General features: G+C 72.9%; 13 protein-coding genes and 2 pseudogenes. 3 read left to right on the forward strand and 12 right to left on the reverse strand.

Annotated elements, in window-relative coordinates; translation table 11 throughout:
• Positions 1-5: 5 nt before the first annotated feature.
• The 6 genes and pseudogenes from ACXKR8_RS18685 to ACXKR8_RS18710 form a co-directional block, all read right to left on the reverse strand.
• Positions 6-2,528: a xanthine dehydrogenase family protein molybdopterin-binding subunit gene (locus tag ACXKR8_RS18685; RefSeq protein ID WP_458274043.1), complete on the reverse strand. Its 2,523-nt coding sequence runs from the start codon at positions 2,526-2,528 to the stop codon at positions 6-8.
• A 494-nt stretch (positions 2,529-3,022) separates the two neighbouring features.
• A pseudogene (locus ACXKR8_RS18690) lies at positions 3,023-3,511 on the reverse strand ((2Fe-2S)-binding protein); the annotation flags it as partial.
• Positions 3,512-3,591: 80 nt separating this feature from the next.
• Positions 3,592-4,451, reverse strand: a pseudogene (locus tag ACXKR8_RS18695) (FAD binding domain-containing protein).
• Between the two features lie 234 nt (positions 4,452-4,685).
• Positions 4,686-6,296 (reverse strand): beta-N-acetylhexosaminidase, encoded by a 1,611-nt coding sequence (locus ACXKR8_RS18700; RefSeq protein ID WP_458274044.1) that lies wholly within the window; start codon positions 6,294-6,296, stop codon positions 4,686-4,688.
• Positions 6,297-6,385: 89 nt separating this feature from the next.
• Positions 6,386-6,676: a DUF3039 domain-containing protein gene (locus ACXKR8_RS18705; protein WP_458274045.1), complete on the reverse strand. Its 291-nt coding sequence runs from the start codon at positions 6,674-6,676 to the stop codon at positions 6,386-6,388.
• Between the two features lie 77 nt (positions 6,677-6,753).
• A complete protein-coding gene (locus ACXKR8_RS18710) occupies positions 6,754-7,332 on the reverse strand; it encodes a YqgE/AlgH family protein (RefSeq protein ID WP_458275018.1) in 579 nt (192 codons plus the stop codon).
• Positions 7,333-7,592: 260 nt separating this feature from the next.
• Between ACXKR8_RS18710 and murA the strand changes: the two genes are divergently transcribed.
• The 3 genes from murA (at position 7,593) to ACXKR8_RS18725 (ending at position 10,161) form a co-directional block, all read left to right on the forward strand.
• A complete protein-coding gene (gene murA / locus ACXKR8_RS18715; RefSeq protein ID WP_458274046.1) occupies positions 7,593-8,921 on the forward strand; it encodes a UDP-N-acetylglucosamine 1-carboxyvinyltransferase in 1,329 nt (442 codons plus the stop codon).
• A 113-nt stretch (positions 8,922-9,034) separates the two neighbouring features.
• Positions 9,035-9,556, forward strand: coding sequence for a SigE family RNA polymerase sigma factor (locus ACXKR8_RS18720; RefSeq protein ID WP_458274047.1), 522 nt, complete (start codon positions 9,035-9,037; stop codon positions 9,554-9,556).
• Complete coding sequence (locus ACXKR8_RS18725; protein ID WP_458274048.1) at positions 9,556-10,161, forward strand: hypothetical protein; 606 nt, start codon at positions 9,556-9,558, stop codon at positions 10,159-10,161. The genes ACXKR8_RS18720 and ACXKR8_RS18725 overlap by 1 nt, the downstream gene beginning before the upstream one ends.
• Positions 10,162-10,168: 7 nt before the next feature.
• Here ACXKR8_RS18725 and ACXKR8_RS18730 read toward each other — a convergent pair whose 3' ends face one another.
• The 6 genes from ACXKR8_RS18730 to ACXKR8_RS18755 all read right to left on the reverse strand — a co-directional run bounded on the left by ACXKR8_RS18730 (position 10,169) and on the right by ACXKR8_RS18755 (position 17,939).
• Positions 10,169-10,969, reverse strand: a complete 801-nt coding sequence (locus ACXKR8_RS18730; RefSeq protein WP_458274049.1) for a hypothetical protein — start codon at positions 10,967-10,969, stop codon at positions 10,169-10,171.
• Positions 10,970-11,143: 174 nt separating this feature from the next.
• Complete coding sequence (locus tag ACXKR8_RS18735) at positions 11,144-11,725, reverse strand: SigE family RNA polymerase sigma factor (protein ID WP_458274050.1); 582 nt, start codon at positions 11,723-11,725, stop codon at positions 11,144-11,146.
• A gap of 177 nt (positions 11,726-11,902) precedes the next feature.
• Complete coding sequence (locus ACXKR8_RS18740; RefSeq protein WP_030260605.1) at positions 11,903-12,184, reverse strand: HU family DNA-binding protein; 282 nt, start codon at positions 12,182-12,184, stop codon at positions 11,903-11,905.
• Positions 12,185-12,594: 410 nt separating this feature from the next.
• Complete coding sequence (locus tag ACXKR8_RS18745; protein ID WP_458274051.1) at positions 12,595-14,046, reverse strand: NAD-dependent malic enzyme; 1,452 nt, start codon at positions 14,044-14,046, stop codon at positions 12,595-12,597.
• Between the two features lie 332 nt (positions 14,047-14,378).
• Positions 14,379-16,733: a HelD family protein gene (locus ACXKR8_RS18750; protein WP_458274052.1), complete on the reverse strand. Its 2,355-nt coding sequence runs from the start codon at positions 16,731-16,733 to the stop codon at positions 14,379-14,381.
• A gap of 84 nt (positions 16,734-16,817) precedes the next feature.
• The gene (locus ACXKR8_RS18755) at positions 16,818-17,939 is read right to left on the reverse strand and encodes a winged helix DNA-binding domain-containing protein (protein ID WP_458274053.1); all 1,122 of its coding nucleotides are present in this window, start codon (positions 17,937-17,939) and stop codon (positions 16,818-16,820) included.
• Positions 17,940-18,071 lie beyond the last annotated feature (132 nt).

The following is an 18,071-nucleotide window of genomic DNA, read 5'->3' on the forward strand; positions in this document are numbered from 1 at the left end:
CCGGGCTATTCGGCGATGTCCTCCGCCGCTATCGGCAGGCGGGTGACCGGGCGGCCGGTGGCCGCGCGGACGGCGGCGGCGACCGCGGCCGGGGCGACCGCGGCGGGGGCCGCGCCGACGGCCTTGGCACCGAAGGGGGCGACCACGTCGCGCTCCTCCAGCAGCGCGGCCACCCGGATCACCGGGGCGTCCAGCGAGGTGGGGAGGCGGTAGCGGGTGAAGGAGGCGTTGGAGATCCGGCCGCCCTCGCTGACCAGCTCCTCCATCAGCGCCAGGCCCAGGCCCTGGGTCGCCCCGGCCTCGATCCTGGCCTCGATCTGCTCGGGGTTGAGGGCCCGGCCGACGTCCTGGGCCACGGTCAGCTCGACCACCCGGACCGTGCCGAGCTCCACGTCCACGTCCACCACGGCGCGCATCGCGCAGAAGGCGAGGCCGACGAAGGCGTCGCCCTGCCCGGTCTCCGGGTCCAGCGGTTCGGTGGGGTGCGGACGGCACTGCGCGGTGGCCCAGAGGTCCTTGCCCTCCAGGGCCTGGAGCACCGGCATGCCGAGCACCCCGTCGTAGGAGGTGATCTTGCCGTCGCTGATGGTCAGCAGCTCCGGCGACATGCCGAACTGCGCCGCCAGCGGCTGTAGCAGCTGGTGCCGGACCATCAGCGCCGCCCGCTCGACCGCGCCGCCGGAGACCCAGGTCTGCCGTCCGCGCGCGGACGGGCCGGCCGGCGGCTGGTCGGTGTCGACCGGGGCGATGTAGACATCGGTGATGCCCAGCACGTCCTGGACGATCTGCCGGGCCAGGGTGGAGAAGCCGGTGCCGGTGTCCACGGCGGTGCACATCACCGAGGCCTGGGCGCCGCTGACCCGCACCGAGGCGGTTGAGACCTCGTCGGTGCCCTCCGCGCCGAGCATGTGCACCATGCCGACGGCGTAGCCGATGCCGCGCCGGACCGCGGCCGGGTCGCCGGCCCCGTGCGGGCCGCCGGGCAGCAGCCACTCGTCGTCGGGCTGGTCCACCGGCAGCGCGGGCAGCGGTTCGGCGGCCAGCGCGTCCAGCAGTTCCCGGACCGGCGCCGGGCAGGTGACGGCCTGTCCGGTCGGCAGCAGGTCGCCTGTCGACATGGCGTTACGGCGACGAATCTCCAAAGGGTCCAGATCCAGCGCCGAAGCCAGCTTGTCCAGCTGCGACTCATAGGCGAAGCAGGTCTGCAGCGAGCCCTCGCCGCGCATCCGTCCGGCCGGGGGGTTGTTGGTGCGGACCGCCCAGGCGTCGACAAAGACATGCGGGACCACGTACGGGCCCGCGGCCATCGCCGCGGCCGCGGCCAGCGCCTCGCTGGACACCTCGGCGTAGGCGCCGCCGTCCAGCAGCAGTTGGGCCTCGACCTTGAGCAGTCGGCCCTCGGCGTCGGCGTGGTGCCGGTAGCGGAGCAGCGCGGGGTGCCGGTGGGCGTGGGTCAGGAAGGACTCCTCCCTGGTCAGCGCCATCTTCACAGGATGCCCCGTGCGGATCGCGAGCAGGCCCAGGGCGACCTGGAAGCCCACGTCCTCGCGGTCCGCGGTGGCTCCGGGGACGCCGCTGACGACCAGTCGGACCCGGTCCGGCTCCAGGCCCAGGCACATCGCGGCCCGGTCCCGGTCACCGTGCGGATCGGTGCTGGCGACATGCAGTTCCACGCCGCCGTCCGGTCGCGGCACGGCGAGGCCGGCCTCGGCGCCGATCGGGGCCGGGTCCTGCCGGCCGACCTTGTAGAGGCCCTCCACCACCACCGCGCCGACCACCTCGGGGTCGCCGAAGCGCACCGGCTGGTGCCGGAACAGATTGCCGTCGGGGTGGATCGGCGGTGCGGTGAAGGACTGCTCGGGGTCGGTCAGCGGTTCCAGCGGCTCATAGGTCACCAGCACGGCCGCGGCCGCGAGCCGGGCGGTGTCGGGGTGGTCGGCGGCCACCGCGGCGATCGGCTCGCCGTGGTGCCGGACGTAGTCGGCGGCGAACACCGGGCGGTCCTGCACGATCGGCCCGCTGGGCGCGCCGTCCGGCAGCCCGGACGGGCCGGGGCGCAGGTCGGCGGCGGTGACCACGACATGGACGCCGGGGATGGCGAGCGCGGGGCCGATGTCGACCGAGAGGATCCGGGCGTGGGCGTACGGGGCCCGGGCGACGGCGCCCCAGAGCAGGCCCTCGGCCCAGAGGTCGGCGGCGTAGGGGAAGGTGCCCATGGCCTTGGCCAGGGCGTCGGCACGGACCGGCGAGGTGCCCAGGCCGATCGGCGCGTCGGCGACGGCCACCGCGGTGGCCGTGCCGCCGCCGGCGTTCGACGAGGTCACCGCGCTGCTGCCGGCGGCCTGCTGGGCCGGGATCCGGGCGGTGCCGGTGCCCGTGGTGGTGGCGGTGCCGGCCTTGCGGGCGCCGAGGCCGCCGAGCGCGCCCCCGGTGGCGCTGCCGGGCGCCCCCTGCGGGACGCCGGGCGCCGGGGCGGTCAGGTTCTCGTCGTCGCCGAAGCCGGAACCGGGGTTGGAGGGCGTGCTCATGCTCCGGCCTCCGGGGCGGACGAATGCGTGTGCTGTTGCTGGTGCGGCAGGACGTAGACGCCCGGCTCCACCTCGGCGGCCGGGGCATAGCCGTTCGGGACCTGGGCGTAGTCGCCCTGGCCGTAGTCGCCGGCCGGGTACTCACCGGTGGGGTACTGGCCGGTCCCGTAGTCGGGCAGCTGGAACTGGCCGGTCGGGTACTCCCCCTGCTGCGGTTGGCCCGCCTGTGGCTGGTAGTACTGCTGCTGGTCGGTCTCCGGATACCCCGCGTACTGCGGAACGTACGGAACCTGCGGGGCCGCCTCGGAACCCGCCACCTCGTCCAGCGGCCCGAACAGCGGATCCGGCTCGGCCGACTGCTGCGCCGGAAGCTCCACGTACACCGGCTGCACCGGCTCGCTCTCGGCCTCGACCGCGGCAGCCTCGACCGCGGCAGCCTCAGCGACGGCAACCTCGACGAAGGACTCGACCGTCGCGGCGGGCGCTTCCTCCGCTGCGGGCACCGACGCCGCCGCCTCGCGGGACCGCGCCACCGTCTGCACCGCGGCCAGCGCCCCGCTGTACCCGGTGCACCGGCAGAGGTTCCCGCAGAGCGCCTCGCGGGCCTGCAGGTCCGTCGGCTGGTGATTGCGTTCGAGCAGGTCGTGGACGGCCATCGCCAGCCCGGGCACGCAGTACCCGCACTGCACCGCGCCGCTCTCGGCCAGCGCCCGCTGCACGTCGGAGGGGCTGCCGTCGGCGGTGAGCCCCTCGACGGTGCGGATCTCGCTGTCCGCCGCCAGCGCGGCCGGGACCAGGCAGGCGGCCGTCAACTGCCCGTCCAGCTGCACCGAGCAGGCTCCGCACTCGCCCTGGTCGCAGCCGCCCTTGGCGCCGGCCAGGCCGAGCCGTTCGCGCAGCACGTAGAGCAGGCTCTCGCCGATCCAGGCCTCGTTCACCGGCCGGTCGAGTCCGTTCACCCGCAGGGTGTAGGAGACCCGCGGCGACTCCTCCGAGCTGCCGAAGCCGGTCGCGCCCATGCTCTCGGCCATGCCCAGCGTCACCGGGGTGGTCAGGTAGTCCGTCACTTCAGCGCCCTCCCGAGTGCGCGGCGGGCCAGTACGGACACGGTACGGCGCAACCGCGCGGCTGCCGCGCCCGGCCCCCCCTCCAGGCCGTCGGCCCCCAGGCCGCCGGGCGGCTCGGGGACGCAGGCGGAGGCGACGTACTCGCCGAAGGCCGCGGCGGCGGCGGGGTCTATGGTGCGGTCGCCGTCCCAGTCGATGCAGCCGGAGACCCACTGCTCGGCCTCCAGCGGCCGCAGCGGCACCGGCGCGACCGCGCCGACCGCGCAGCGCACCGCGCGCCGGGCCGGGTCGAGCACCAGGGCCACCGAGGCGGTGGCCCGGGAGGGACCGGTCCGCCCGGTGGCCTTCAGGAAGACCTGGGGGGCGTGCAGCAGCGGGACCCGGACGTAGCCGAGCAGTTCGCCGCCGCGCATCGGGTCGAGCCCGGTGAGCAGATGGCTGACCGGCACCTCGCGGGCGCCCTCGGGGCCGACCAGCGTGACCGTGGCCTCCAGCGCGGCCAGCACCGGCAGGGTGTCCCCGGCCGGGTCGGCGGTGACGATGTTGCCGCCGAGCGTGCCGGCGTTGCGGACCTGCGGGGGTCCGGCGCTGCGGGCGGCCTCGGCCAGGGCGGGCATCAGCGCGGCGAAGTCGGGGCGTCCCATCCGGGCGTGGGTGAGTCCGGCGCCGAGCTGGGCGGCGCCGTCCTGGTACTGCCAGCCGCGCAGCTCGTTGATCCGCCCCAGGCCGATCAGGGCCATCGGGCGCAGCAGGCCGGCGTTGACCGCCCCCATGAGGTCAGTCCCGCCCGCCACGGGACGGCGGCCGGGGAGGCCGCCAGCGCCGTGACAGCCTCGTCCAGCGAGGCCGGGAGCATGATCGTTTGGTTCACCTGTTGTCCCACCGTGCTCGGGTCTCTCACACCGCCGCTGCTTCTCGCCGTACCGTACGTGCAAACAGCCCGACCGCGCACCCTTCCGTCGTGGTGACACCTCCCAGGAGCCTCGACCCGTCCCTATTGCCCGAATTGGGACCCTTTTTGGCCGGGCTGGAGTCCCACCCAGCCCGTTCCGTCACACCCGGTGGAGTCAGACCCGGCAGATCAGACCCGTCACACCTCCGGCGGCAGCCCCTCGGCCGGACGTCCCGCCACGCCGGGCCGGCGCTGCCACGGCTTGGGCCCGTCCGCCGGGCGGTACTCCACCCCCAGCGCGTCCAGCCGCAGGTAGTGGGTCCGCATCCGGGCCTCGAACCCGGCCCAGTCCCGGTCGGCGGGCTGCTGCGGCAGCTGCGACCAGGCGACCTCGGCGAACGCCGCCAGCCTCGGGAAGGCCCGGTAGTCGACCTCCCTGGCGTCGTCCATGAACTCGGTCCAGAGGTTCGCCTGAGTGCCGATCACATGGGCCGCCGCCTCCGGATCCTGACGCAGCGCCGGGGGCAGCGGCTCGAACCGGTAGACGTCCTCCAGGGTGCGCACCCAGCCGACCGGGATCGGCTCGTCCGGGCCGTCCGCCTGCCGGTGGTCCAGGTAGACCTGCTGCTCCGGGCACATCACCACGTCGTGGCCCGCCTTGGCCGCGGCGACCCCGCCCGCGTAACCGCGCCAGGAGGACACCGCCGCGCCCGGCGCCAGTCCTCCTTCGAGTATTTCGTCCCACCCGATCAGGCGACGCCCGCGTTCGGCCAACCAGCTGTCGAAGTGCCGCAGGAACCAGCTCTGCAGCTCGTCCTCGTCGGCCAGGCCGAGCTCCTTGATCCGGGCCTGGGCGGCCGGGCTGGCCTTCCACTGCGCCTTGGGGCACTCGTCCCCGCCGAGGTGGACGAAGCTGGACGGGAAGATCTCCAGGACCTCCTCCAGCACGTTCTCGTAGAACCGCAGCGTGCTGTCCTCGACGTTCAGGACGTTGGGGTTGATCCCCCAGTCGGTCCAGGTGTCCAGCGCGCCCGTGTCCACCACGTCCTGGTTGCCCAGCTCCGGGTAGGCCGCGATGGCCGCCTGGGCGTGGCCCGGGACGTCGATCTCCGGGACCACGGTGATCTGCCGGTCGGCCGCGTAGGCGACGATCTCGCGCAGGTCGTCCTGGGTGTAGTAACCGCCGTGCGGCCGGTTGTCGCGCTCCCCTCCGGAGCGGTAGCCGACCATGGAGCGCTCACGCCAGCTGCCGGTCTCGGTCAGTTTCGGGTAGCGCTTGATCTCGATCCGCCAGCCCTGGTCGTCGGTCAGGTGCAGATGCAGCACATTGAGCTTGTGCGCGGCCAGCAGGTCGACATAGCGCAGGACGTCCGCCTTGGGCAGGAAGTGCCGGGAGACGTCCAGCAGGACGCCGCGCCAGCCGAAGCGGGGGGCGTCGCTCACCGTGACCCGGGGGACCGCCCAGCCGTCGCGACGCAGCGGCGCCCGGCGGTACGCGTCCGGGCCGAGCAGTTGGCGCAGCGTCTGCGCGCCCCAGAACAGACCGGCCTCGCCGCCGGCGGAGATGAGCACCCCGCCACCGGAGACCTCCAGCCGGTACTCCTCGGCCGCCAGGTCCGCGACGATCACCAGTTCGATGCCCGGCGCCGCGCCCACCAGCGGCAGCCCGGTCGCCGCACCCAGCGCGGACCGCAGCCAGCGCTGCACCCCCTCCGTTCCCGGCCCGCCGCTCAGGCCGGACTCCGCGTCCAGCAGAAAGGGCGGTTCTTCGGAGGCCAGCACGTCGAGCGGGGCAGGTATGAGGTCCATGAGAGCCCATCCTGCCCCGCATCACGCCATTGGTCCAGACCAAACCGGCAGCGACCGGACCGGCCCTGACCAGGCAGGCGGCGAACCCCTCAGGAGTCCTTGCCGCCCTTGTCCTTGTCCTTGTCCGGTTCGATGCCCTCGAAGATCTCCTTGCACATCGGGCAGACCGGGTACTTCTTCGGGTCGCGCCCGGGCACCCAGACCTTGCCGCAGAGCGCCACGACCGGCGAGCCGGAGAGCGCGCTGTCCATGATCTTGTCGCGCTTGACGTAGTGCGCGAAGCGCTCGTGGTCGCCGTCGCCGTGGGAGGTCTGGGGTACCGACTCGGTCAGGGTGCCGAGACCGCCGGCGCGCTGGGGCTCGGGTTCAAGGGTGCTCATGGCACACCATTCTAGAACCGCCTGCCCGCGGCACACAGCGGACTCGGTGCGGGCCCAGTGTCGACTCGGTTCCGGGCTCAGTTCTGCGAGGGGTCGTCCGGGTAGGTCGCCACCATCGCCAGCTCCCCCCGCTGCCGCCGCAGCACCGACCGCCACAGCCGGGCCGGGTCGGGGACGGAGACGTCGCCCGGCTCGGACTCCACCACGTACCAGGCGCCGTCCAGCAGCTCGTCCTCCAGCTGGCCGGGGCCCCAGCCCGCGTATCCGGCGAAGACCCGCAGCGAGCCGAGCTCGGACGCCAGCAGCTCCGGCGGGGCCTCCAGGTCGACCAGGCCGATCGCGCCGTGCACCCGGCGCCAGCCGAGCAGTTCCTCGACCGGCTGCTCGCCCGGCACCACGGCCAGCGCCAGCGCGGAGTCCAGCGCCACCGGGCCGCCCTGGAACACCACCGCGGGCGAGCCGGCCAGCTCCGCCCAGGACTCCAGCACCGCCTCGACCCCCACCGGGGTCGGCCGGTTCAGGACCACGCCGAGCGTCCCCTCCTCGTCGTGGTCGAGCAGGAGCACCACCGCGCGGTCGAAGTTCGGGTCGGTCAGCGCGGGAGTCGCCACGAGCAACCTGCCTGCGAGCGAGACAACCTCGGTCATGCCTGAGATGCTGCCGCACTCCCCCGTTCACGGGCAATGACCACGCCCGCAACGCCCGGTTCCGGCCCGCTATCCCTCCGAAATCCCTCCGCCAAGTGAGACCTTCGCCACACTTGGGCCTCCCACCAGGCTGGTTTCCCTCGCCATACCAAGGTCCCACGTCACCGGGAACCACTGATATGCCCGTTACCATCTCCTGGGGTGGCGAACCCTCGTAGCCGGGTTCACCGCTCCGCACCGGCCCTCCCCTCACCCTGGATCGCGAGAACATGACCGAAGACGTCCTGCTTGTCCATGGCGGCAACCCGCTCGAGGGCGAGATCCGTGTCCGCGGCGCGAAGAACCTGGTGCCCAAGGCGATGGTCGCGGCCCTGCTCGGGCACGAGCCGAGCCGGCTCCGCAACGTCCCCGACATCCGCGACGTCAAGGTCGTCCGCGGCCTGCTCCAGCTGCACGGCTGCACCGTCCGCGAGGGCGAGGAGGCCGGCGAGCTGATCCTCGACCCCACCCATGTCGAGAGCGCCAACGTCGCCGACATCGACGCGCACGCCGGCAGCTCGCGGATCCCGATCCTGTTCTGCGGTCCGCTGCTGCACCGGCTCGGCCATGCCTTCATCCCCGGCCTCGGCGGCTGCGACATCGGCGGCCGTCCGGTCGACTTCCACTTCGACGTGCTGCGGCAGTTCGGCGCCACCATCGAGAAGCACCCGCAGGGCACCGTGCTCACCGCCCCGCAGCGGCTGCGCGGCTGCAAGATCGAGCTGCCCTACCCCTCGGTCGGCACGACCGAGCAGGTGCTGCTCACCGCGGTCCTCGCCGAGGGCGTCACCGAGCTGCGCAACGCCGCGATCGAGCCGGAGATCGTCGACCTCATCTGCGTGCTGCAGAAGATGGGCGCGATCATCTCGATGGGGACCGACCGCACCATCCTGATCACCGGTGTGGACCGGCTCAGCGGCTACAACCACCGCGCCCTGCCGGACCGGCTGGAATCCGCCTCCTGGGCCTGCGCCGCGCTGGCCACCGGCGGCAACATCTACGTCCACGGCGCGCGCCAGCTGGAGATGATGACCTTCCTCAACACCTTCCGGAAGGTCGGCGGGGCGTTCGAGGTGGACGACGAGGGCATCCGCTTCTGGCACCCCGGCGGCGAGCTCAACGCCATCGCCCTGGAGACCGACGTCCACCCCGGCTTCCAGACCGACTGGCAGCAGCCGCTGGTGGTGGCGCTGACCCAGGCCAACGGCCTCTCCATCGTGCACGAGACGGTGTACGAGTCCCGGCTCGGCTTCACCTCCGCGCTGAACCAGATGGGCGCCCACATCCAGCTCTACCGGGAGTGCCTGGGCAGCACCCCCTGCCGCTTCGGCCAGCGCAACTTCCTGCACTCGGCGGTGGTCTCCGGGCCCTCCAAGCTGCAGGGCGGCGAGCTGGTCATCCCCGACCTGCGCGGCGGCTTCTCCTACCTGATCGCGGCCCTGGCCGCGCAGGGGCCGTCCCGGGTGCACGGGATCGACCTGATCAACCGCGGCTACGAGAACTTCATGGAGAAGCTCCGGGCCCTCGGCGCCCAGGTGGAACTGCCCACGGAGCTGTAGCCGCGGGAAGCGGCTGCCGCCGGAGCCGGTGGCGGACGGAGGGAACCCGGGGGCGACCCCAGCGGGTCAGAAGGTATGACCAGGCACCACCGTCCGCCCCGGAAGAGGCAGCTGTGCGGGATACGCCCTCCACGCGTGAAGCCGACTTCGTCCGCTTCACCGAAAGCGTCCACCCGGCGATGCTGCGTACCGCCAGGCTGCTCACCGGCGACCCGCACACCGCCCAGGACCTGGTCCAGGCGGCGCTGCTGCGGATCTACCTGTCCTGGGGCCGCTCGGACAGCTGGGACAACCCGGCCGCCTACGCCAGAAAGACCCTGGTCAATGTGCACGCGACCTGGCACAAGCGGTTCTGGCACCGCGAGGTCCCGCACGACGAGCCCGGCGACCCCTCGCAGGGGGCCGACCCGGCCCGGCAGTGGGACGACCTGGTGGACCTGGAGCGGGCCCTGGCGGCGCTGCCACCGGGCCACCGGAGCGTGCTGGTGCTCAGGTTCTACGAGGACCTGAGCGTGGAGCAGGTGGCGGAACTGCTCGGCTGCTCGGTGGGCACCGTCAAATCGCGGACCAGTCGGGCGCTGGAGCGCATCAGGCTGCGGTCCGAGCTGGCCGGACACGCGGGGAGAAGCAGCTGATGGACGATCAGGAGTGGAACGAGAGCCGACTGCACCGGCAACTCCGCCGGGAACTGCACCAGCTGGCCGATCGTCAGGCGCAGGACGCCCCGCCGCCCCCGCCGCCGGTGCAGGACGTGCTGCAGCAGGGGCGGCTGCACCGCCGGGCCCGGGTGGGCGCGGCGGTGGCCGGGGTGGCGGCCTGCGCGGTCGCCGCCGGGCTGCTGCCGCAGTCCCTGGCCGGGATCGCGGACCCGCGCCCGAGCGGGGTCGCCGCCGCCCCGGCGTCGGCGTCGGCCACCCCGCTGTCGGCGCGGCGGCTGGACCGGCTGCACCCGCCCAGACCGCCGGCCGCCCTGGTGACCGGCACCAGCTATCCGGTCGACTGGCAGCTGTCCTGCGGCCCCCGCTACTCACTGACCGTCAACGGGACCAGTTGGCGCGAGCAGGGGCACCCGGACTGGCCGAACGGGTACGACCGGGCCACGCACATCCAGACCAGCATCGTGGTGATGCCCGGCTACCTCACCGTCACCGGCCCGGACACGGCCCGCTTCGAGGCCCCCGGCTACCTGCGGGCGCCGGTCCTGCTGCGGCGCACCGCCCCCTCAGCGGCGTGCCGCTGAAACCGCGTCACGGGTAGAGCTGGTGCAGGATCTCGTTGTAGTCGTCGCTGACCGGCCAGGTCCCCGAGGGATTGTTGTACATGCAGCTACTGCTCGAGGTGTTGCGGCCCAAGCCGATCGACTTGCCGGTCTCGTTGCAGGCCAGGGCCCGGTGGTTGGCGGTGTAGCTGTCGTTGAAGTGGATCGACACCGAGCCGTCGACGAAGTGGTGGGTGCTGGTGTTGTAGCTGTAGTAGGTGGTGCCGGGGATGCCGTTGACCCCGTCGTAGCCCTCGTTGACGATCACGCAGTGCGTACCCGCCGTCCCCGGGCAGCCGCTGGGCGCCCACGCGACGTGGATGTTCGGGGAGTCGTTCCACTCGCCCAGCACCGTCGCCACCGGCCAGGACGAGCCGGTGGTGTCGCGGTAGTAGATCTGCGGGTTGGTGAAGCCGTTGCGGGCCCAGGTCACCGGCGGGCAGGTGCCGTTGATGTTGCTGGCGGTGCCGTAGCCGCAGGAGCCGGTCAGCGGGACGATGCCGGTGCCGCTGCTGGGCGCCACCAGGTTCTTGACGCCCCTGGCCTTGAGCGTCGAGTACAGCTGGGTGGCGCTCACCCCCGGCGCGGCCAGGTAGTCGGTCCCGTGGGCGATGCCGTCGGCGGTGACGTACAGGGACTGCACCTCGGCCGGGGCCGCTGCGGCCGGCGCAGTCGGGGCGGCCAGGCCGGCCGCGGGCGGCGTGGTGGCGGAGGCCGGCGGCGGCCCGGGTGTGGGGCCCTCACCGGCCAGGGCCGACTGGGCGGGTGCGAGGGCCAGGGCTACAGCCACCAGCACTCCCGCGACCGCTGTGCCTCGTGCGCGCTTGACGGGCATACATCCCCCTGGGATCCGAACAGTCGTTCAAGACGCGCTGATCCTTGCACGCACGGAACCCGCACAGCAGGCCCCGTCAGCAACTTGGCCATTTGTCGACGTAGTGAGAAAACGGAGCCCGGGCCCGCATCAGCCGCACCGCACCGCCGCACCCGCCACCCCGGCGGCGGCGACCCCGCAGCCGACCAGCAGCACCAGCAGCCCGACCGCCCGGGTGCCGTCCCGCCAGTACCGTCGCCTGCGGCCGCGCGCCAGCAGGGCGGGCAGGTCGAAGGGCCGCTCCTGGACCGCCCGGCCGGCCGGGAGCGCGTACTCCCCGCCGCAGGCCCGGCGGACCTCCTCGATGCCGCACCCCAGCGTCCGCGCGATCCGGTCGTCGGGCAGGCCCTCGTGGCGGCGCAGGACCAGCGCGGCCCACTCCCGGCGGGACAGCCCGGCCCGCGCGCCCTCGGGCCGCTCCCGCCCCGCCACGGCCCGGCGGCACCAGCGGCGGGTGTAGCCGCGCAGCATCGCCTCGTGCGTGTACAGGTGCGGGGAGCCGCCCTCGGCGAACCGGTCCCAGTGCAGATACGCCTGCACCAGCGCGGCCAGCACCAACCGCTCCGCACTCTCCTGGGCCCCCGTCAGCAGGACGGCCGTGCGCAGCAGCGGCGTCCGGCACTCGGCCGCGAAGGCCGCGAACCCGCTCTCCCTGCGACTGGCGTGCGCCACTCTGAGCCATTCCCTCCACCGGGCTGTCATATGCCACGACCGCCTGGCCCCTGGAATGGGTTCCACCGCCCCTGCGCACCCCGCCATGCAGCACGCCGGGCTCCCCCTCTCGTACGGACGAGGGAGAACCCGGCGGGATAGTGCCTTTGCTGCGTTACTGCTGTTGCCTCGGGAGGACTACTTGCCCTTGGCGGCTTCCTTGAGCTTCGAGCCTGCGGAGACCTTCACGCTGTAGCCGGCGGCGATCTGGATCGGGTCGCCGGTCTGCGGGTTGCGCGCGGTACGAGCGGCACGGTGGGTGCGCTCGAAGGTCAGGAAGCCGGGAATGGTGACCTTCTCGTCACCCTTGGCGACGACGTCGCCGACGACCTCGGCGAGCGCGGCCAGGACGGCGTCGGCGTCCTTGCGGGTCACCTCGGCACGCTCGGAGAGGGCGGCCACCAGCTCACTGCGGTTCATGTGTACTCCATGTTGGTCTGTCGCGATGCGATCAACGGCTGCCCCGGAGGACCGCCGCCTCGGCTGTCGCGCCACCCCCTGGAAGGGCAGCGTGCCGACAGGCGATGGGGTTCTGCTTGGTGCCCCAGGCTGCGCAAATCTCTTGCCTTGGGACGAATCCTGCCCCCACCACCGCCGGGAAAGCGAATCCGGCTCCTGCGGGGGTCACACGAACAGCGCCACGCAATACGCGCAGTGACGGTTCATCGACTCCCGCCGGACACTCTAGGTGATGTACCCGGTGTGGCAGGCACGGCACGCCGGTGCATGGATACCGTACGCCCTGGGAGCAGAAGCCCCCAAACAGCGCGCATCCGACACACCGGCGGCTTTACCGACCGTCACCGTACGCCTCAGAGCTGGACGGCGGGTCAGAGCTGGACGGCGGGGAAGGTGCCGGTCTCCCCGACCGGGTTCCGCGGCGCCTGGGCCGTCCCGGCGGCGAAGGCGGCGTCGCGGACGGCCGCGGCGACGGTCTTGGCCACGTCCGGGTGGAACACGCTGGGGATGATGTAGTTGGCGTTGCGCTCGTCGGCGCTGACGGTGGCGGCCAGCGCGCGGGCGGCGGCGAGCATCATCTCGCTGTTGACGGTCCGGCTCTGCGCGTCCAGCAGGCCCCGGAACACGCCCGGGAACACCAGCACGTTGTTGATCTGGTTGGGGAAGTCGCTGCGGCCGGTGGCGACCACGGCGGCGGTCTGCCGGGCCACCGAGGGGTCGACCTCGGGGTCCGGGTTGGCCAGCGCGAAGACGATCGCGCTGTCGGCCATCGCGGCGATGTCGTCCCCGTCGAGTACGTTGGGCGCGGAGACCCCGATGAACACGTCCGCGCCGCGGACGGCCTCCTTGAGCGAGCCGGTGCGCCCGCTGCGGTTGGTGTTGTCGGCGATCCACTGCAGCGACTCGTCGAGGTCGTCCCGCCCGCCGTGGACCACCCCGCGCACATCGGCGACTGTGGCATGGTTCACACCCGCGTCCAGCAGCAGCCGGAGGATGGCCGTACCGGCCGCGCCCGCACCGGACATGACGACCCGTACCTCGCCCATCTCCTTGCCGACCACCTGCAGCGCGTTGGTGAGCGCGGCGAGGACGACGATGGCGGTGCCGTGCTGGTCGTCGTGGAAGACCGGGATGTCCAGGGCCTCGCGCAGCCGGGCCTCGATCTCGAAGCAGCGCGGCGCGGAGATGTCCTCCAGGTTGATCCCGGCGAAGCCCGGCGCGATGGCCTTGACCACGGCGACGATCTCGTCGGTGTCCTGGGTGTCCAGGCAGAGCGGCCAGGCGTCGATCCCGGCGAAGCGCTTGAACAGGGCCGCCTTGCCCTCCATCACCGGCAGCGCGGCCTTGGGGCCGATGTTGCCCAGGCCCAGCACCGCGGAGCCGTCGGTGACCACGGCCACGCTGTTGCGCTTGATGGTGAGCCGGCGGGCGTCGTCGGGGTTCTCGGCGATGGCCATGCAGACCCGCGCCACGCCCGGGGTGTAGATCATGCTGAGGTCGTCGCGGTTGCGGATCGGCAGCTTGGACGACATCTCGATCTTGCCGCCGAGGTGCATCAGGAAGGTGCGGTCGGAGACCTTGCCGATGGTGATGCCGTCGATCGTCCTGAGCTTGTCGACGATCTCCTCGGCGTGGGAGACCGAGGCCGCGGCGATGGTGACATCGATCCGCAGCGACTCGAGGCCGGAGGCGGTGACGTCCAGGCCGGTGACGGATCCACCGCAGGACTCCACCAGGGTGGTGATCTGGCTCACCGCGTTGCCGCGGGCCGGGACCTCCATCCGCACCGTGATCGAGTTGGACACACTGGGCACCGTCGCCATCGACGTTCCTTCTCTCGTACGCGCGCACTTCATCAGGTTGGTGGTCTGATCGTCGCACCTACCGATGCGTAAGTGGAAATGTTGTTCCGCCCAGCGGAGAGACCAGAAGATTCTGGTGCGAAGGGAATGCGTTCCCGGGGAGCTTTGTTAGTCTGGGTGTGCGACACCGGCTCGATCCAAGCCCCCGGGCCCAACCTTAGTCGCCTAGAGCGACCACTTGCCGCGAGGCGAGCATGGCGGGCCGGTGTCGTACTGAGCGTCAGAAGGGCGCCCCCAGAAGTCTGGGGGCGCCCTTTCTGCTGTCCTGCCGGGCCTCTCTCGGGCCTGGCCGGTCAGGCGTGCAGCAGGGCCGGGACGCCGTCCGCGTCCGGCAGGTCCAGCGGGCCGGAGAGCACTGTCAGCCGCTGGGTGGCGCGGGTCAGCGCCACATAGAGGACCCGCAGCCCGGCGTCCGACTCGCCGGCGATGCCGGAGGGGTCGGCGACGACCGTGGCGTCGTACTCCAGGCCCTTGGCCTCCAGGCTGCCCAGCGCCACCGCGCGGTCGCCGAGCCCGGCGATCCACTCGGCGGCCTCGCCGCGGCGGTCCATCGGCACCACGATGCCGACCGTGCCGTCCACCTCGCCGAGCAGCCGCTCGACCTCGGCGCGGGCCGCCGCCCCCATCGCGTCCTCGCGGGCGACCGCGGCGAACCGCGGGTGCACCCCGGTGGAGCGCACCGCGCGCGGCGGCTCGGTGCCCGGCGCGGCCTGCGCCAGGATCCTGGACGCCACGTCGGCGATCTCGGCCGGGTTCCGGTAGTTGGTGGTGAGGGTGAAGCGGCGGCGGGTCTTCGAGCCCAGGGTCTCGTCCATCGCGGCCTGGGCCTCGGCCGGGTCGATCCAGGAGCTCTGGGCCGGGTCGCCGACGATGGTCCAGGTGGCCATCCGGGCCCGGCGGCCGATCATGCGCCACTGCATCGGGGTGAGGTCCTGCGCCTCGTCCACGATGATGTGCGCGTACTCGCTTCGCTCCTGCACCTCGCGGCGCGGGTCGTAGGAGCGGCGGTTGCGGTCGGCGGCCGTGGTGACCTCGTCCAGGCCGGTCAGCAGGTCGGCCGCGTCCACCTCGCGGACCCGGGGCCGGGCCGGCTCGCCGAGCAGCACCAGCAGCTCGTCCAGCAGCGCCACGTCGTGGGCGGTCAGGCTGCCGTTGCCGTCCTCGTCCAGGTGCTTCCAGGAGGCGGCGAGCAGCCGGGTCTCCTGCTGGCTCAGCGCGCCGCGGACCAACCGGCCGATCAGCCGCTGGTCGCGCAGGGTGGCCAGGGCCCGGCGCGGGGTCAGCGAGGGCCACCAGGCGTCGAGGAAGCCGAGGAAGCGCTCGTCGTCGCTGAGGTACTCGTCGAAGGTCTCCCGCTCGCGCTGCTGGTGCTCCCGGTCCACCCGGGGCGCGGACTGGAACGCCTCGTCGGCGGAGTGGGCGGCGCTCGGACGCGGCCGGGTGCGCAGCAGCAGCGACCACAGGGCGTCCAGCAGCAGCCTGCGGGCCCGGGGCCGGAGCAGGTTGACCGGGGTGCCGCCGGTGCCCAGGACGCTGCGGCGGAGGTTGCGCAGCGCGTTGGCGTCCAGCCGCAGCACCTCGCCCAGCGCGCTGACCCGCAGCTCGGTGGGGGTGGCCGGGGTGTCCAGGGCGGTGCGGGCGGCGCGGCGCATCAGCGCGACCATCCGCGAGGAGCCCTTGATCCTGGCCACCTCGGGGGTGTCGTAGGAGTCCGCGTCGACCCCGTCCACCAGGCCGCCGACCGCCCTGATCGCGACCTGCCCCTCCTCGCCCAGGGCCGGCAGCACGCCCTCGGTGTAGGAGACCAGCAGCGGGGTGGGGCTGACCACCAGGATGCCGCCGGCGTAGCGGCGCCGGTCCTGGTAGAGCAGGAAGGCGGCGCGGTGCAGCGCGACGGCGGTCTTGCCGGTGCCGGGACCGCCGGTGACCAGGGTGGCCCCGGCCGCGGCGGCGCGGATCACGGTGTCCTGCTCCTGCTGGATGCTGGAGACGATGTCGCGCATGCTGTGGCCGCGGGCCCGGCCCAGGGTCGCCATCAGCGCGCCGTCGCCGACGATCACCAGCGGCTCGCCGTCCAGCACCGGCTCCAGGTCCGGGCGGAGCAGGTCGTCCTCGACCCCGAGCACCCGGCGTCCGCGGGAGCGGATCACCCGGCGCCGGACCACCCGTCCGGGGCGCAGCGGGGTGGACTGGTAGAAGGGCGCGGCGGCCGGCGCGCGCCAGTCGATGACCAGCGGCCCGTACTCGGTGTCCAGCACGCCGAGGCGGCCGATGTGCAGGGTCTCGGCGACGACCGGGTCGGCCGGGTCCAGCGGGGTCTGCGAGGGGAAGCCGTCCTCCTCGGGGCCGTCCGGCTGCTGCAGGTCGATCCGGCCGAACAGGAAGTCCTCGAACTCGCTGTTCAGCCGCTGCAGGTGCAGCCCGGCCCGGAACACCTGGGCGTCGCGCTCGGCGAGCGCGCCGGGGGTGCCGACCGAGGCCTTGCTGGCGGCGTCGTTGAGGACGTACTCGGCCTCGGCCAGCTTCTCCTCGAGCCGGTGGTACACCCGGTCCAGGTGCTGCTGCTCGACGGCGATCTCACGGTCCCTCAGTGAGTCCGCGTGCGCTCGACTGCTGCTGCCGGCCTGGATGTCGCTGGGCGCGGTCAAGGGACCCCCTGGTGTGCGTGGTGTGTGGTGCTTTCCCCTTTTCCGTTCTTCTGTGACGAAAAAAGGGGGACGGACGATCGTACGTCATCCGCTCGTGTCGGCGCGCATCCGTACGGTGACGGTCCACTCGGTCAGATCCGGACGGTGGAACCGCAGCAGCTGCTCGGCCTCCTCGCGCACCGCCTGCTCCTCGGCGGCGTCGAGCGCGGTGAAGGGGACGACGGCGAGCTCGGGGACCGGCCCGGTCGGGGTGATGGTCCACTCGCCGCGGACCCGGCCGTCCACCAGGAACGCCGCCGCATAGCGGTTCTGCTTGCCGAGCCGGATCTGGTCCTCCGGGGTGATGATCCGACTCCGGTCGGCGTAGCCGAGCACCACGTTGTCGTAGTCCGGCAGGAAGCGCATCGGCGCGGGGGTGTCCTGGTCCGGACGCGGGGCGTCCGGCAGGTCGAACAGCTCGCGGCCGGACTCCGCTGGTAGGAAGGTGCGCAGCTGCGGGCGGAGCCGCTCGAACACCTCGGCCAGCCGGGTCAGCCCGGACCAGGCCTGGGCGTCCTTGACCGTGGCCGGGCCGAACGCGGCCAGATAGCGCAGCACCATCGCGTCCAGGGAGGGGCGGGGCTCCAGCGGGCGGCCGAGCCAGTGCTCGACGGTGGTGGAGGTGGCCTGGCTGCTCTGCCCCCACAGCCCGCGCGGCGGCACCTGCACCAGGGCGAGGGCGCTGTCCCGGACCGCCCAGGCCAGCGTGGAGCCGTCATAGCCGGGGAAGACCTCCCGCAGCGCCACGCCGAGCTGGGCGTTGGTCAGCGGCTCGCGTTCCAGCAGCTTCCGCGCGGTGCCGACCAGCTCCGCCTGCTCGATCCCCGCCAGCGCCTTGCGATAGGCGCTCTTACCGTAGGGGCCGCGATCGTTGACGACCTGGCAGAGCGGCCGGAAGCTGAGCGCGTCGGCGGCGCTGAGCAGGTGAATGGTGCCGCGCATCGCCGAGATCCGGACCACCGAGCGGTCCGTCATCAGCGCGGACAGCTCCGCCGGGTCGAAGTCGAGCAGCCGGGTCCACAGCCCCACATAGGAGGCGTGGGGGATCTGCGCCTGCAGACCTCCCAGGAACTCCACAGTCTCCAGCACCCCGCGCCGTTCCCGGCCCAGCAGCGACTGCCGGGCAAGCGTGGCGCGGTTGAGGGCACGAACGGTCAGCTTCTCCATGGCCCGCAGCCTATGAGCAGGTTGCGCTCCTGAGCGGTCCGGGCCGGGCCGGGGTTCGGGTCACGACGTGCGCTGCGCGGGCGGGGTCGGCCTTCGCAAGCCGTGACCCGAACCCCCGGAACGCAGAAACGG

It is taken from the genome of Streptacidiphilus sp. PAMC 29251 (genome assembly GCF_054208735.2).

Excerpts from the sequence above, each read along its gene's own strand:
- ACXKR8_RS18685 (WP_458274043.1), bottom strand. The coding sequence starts at position 2,528 with ATGAGCACGCCCTCCAACCCCGGTTCCGGCTTCGGCGACGACGAGAAC.
- ACXKR8_RS18700 (WP_458274044.1), bottom strand. The coding sequence starts at position 6,296 with ATGGACCTCATACCTGCCCCGCTCGACGTGCTGGCCTCCGAAGAACCG.
- ACXKR8_RS18705 (WP_458274045.1), bottom strand. The coding sequence starts at position 6,676 with ATGAGCACCCTTGAACCCGAGCCCCAGCGCGCCGGCGGTCTCGGCACC.
- murA (WP_458274046.1), top strand. The coding sequence starts at position 7,593 with ATGACCGAAGACGTCCTGCTTGTCCATGGCGGCAACCCGCTCGAGGGC.
- ACXKR8_RS18725 (WP_458274048.1), top strand. The coding sequence starts at position 9,556 with ATGGACGATCAGGAGTGGAACGAGAGCCGACTGCACCGGCAACTCCGC.
- ACXKR8_RS18740 (WP_030260605.1), bottom strand. The coding sequence starts at position 12,184 with ATGAACCGCAGTGAGCTGGTGGCCGCCCTCTCCGAGCGTGCCGAGGTG.
- ACXKR8_RS18745 (WP_458274051.1), bottom strand. The coding sequence starts at position 14,046 with ATGGCGACGGTGCCCAGTGTGTCCAACTCGATCACGGTGCGGATGGAG.
- ACXKR8_RS18755 (WP_458274053.1), bottom strand. The coding sequence starts at position 17,939 with ATGGAGAAGCTGACCGTTCGTGCCCTCAACCGCGCCACGCTTGCCCGG.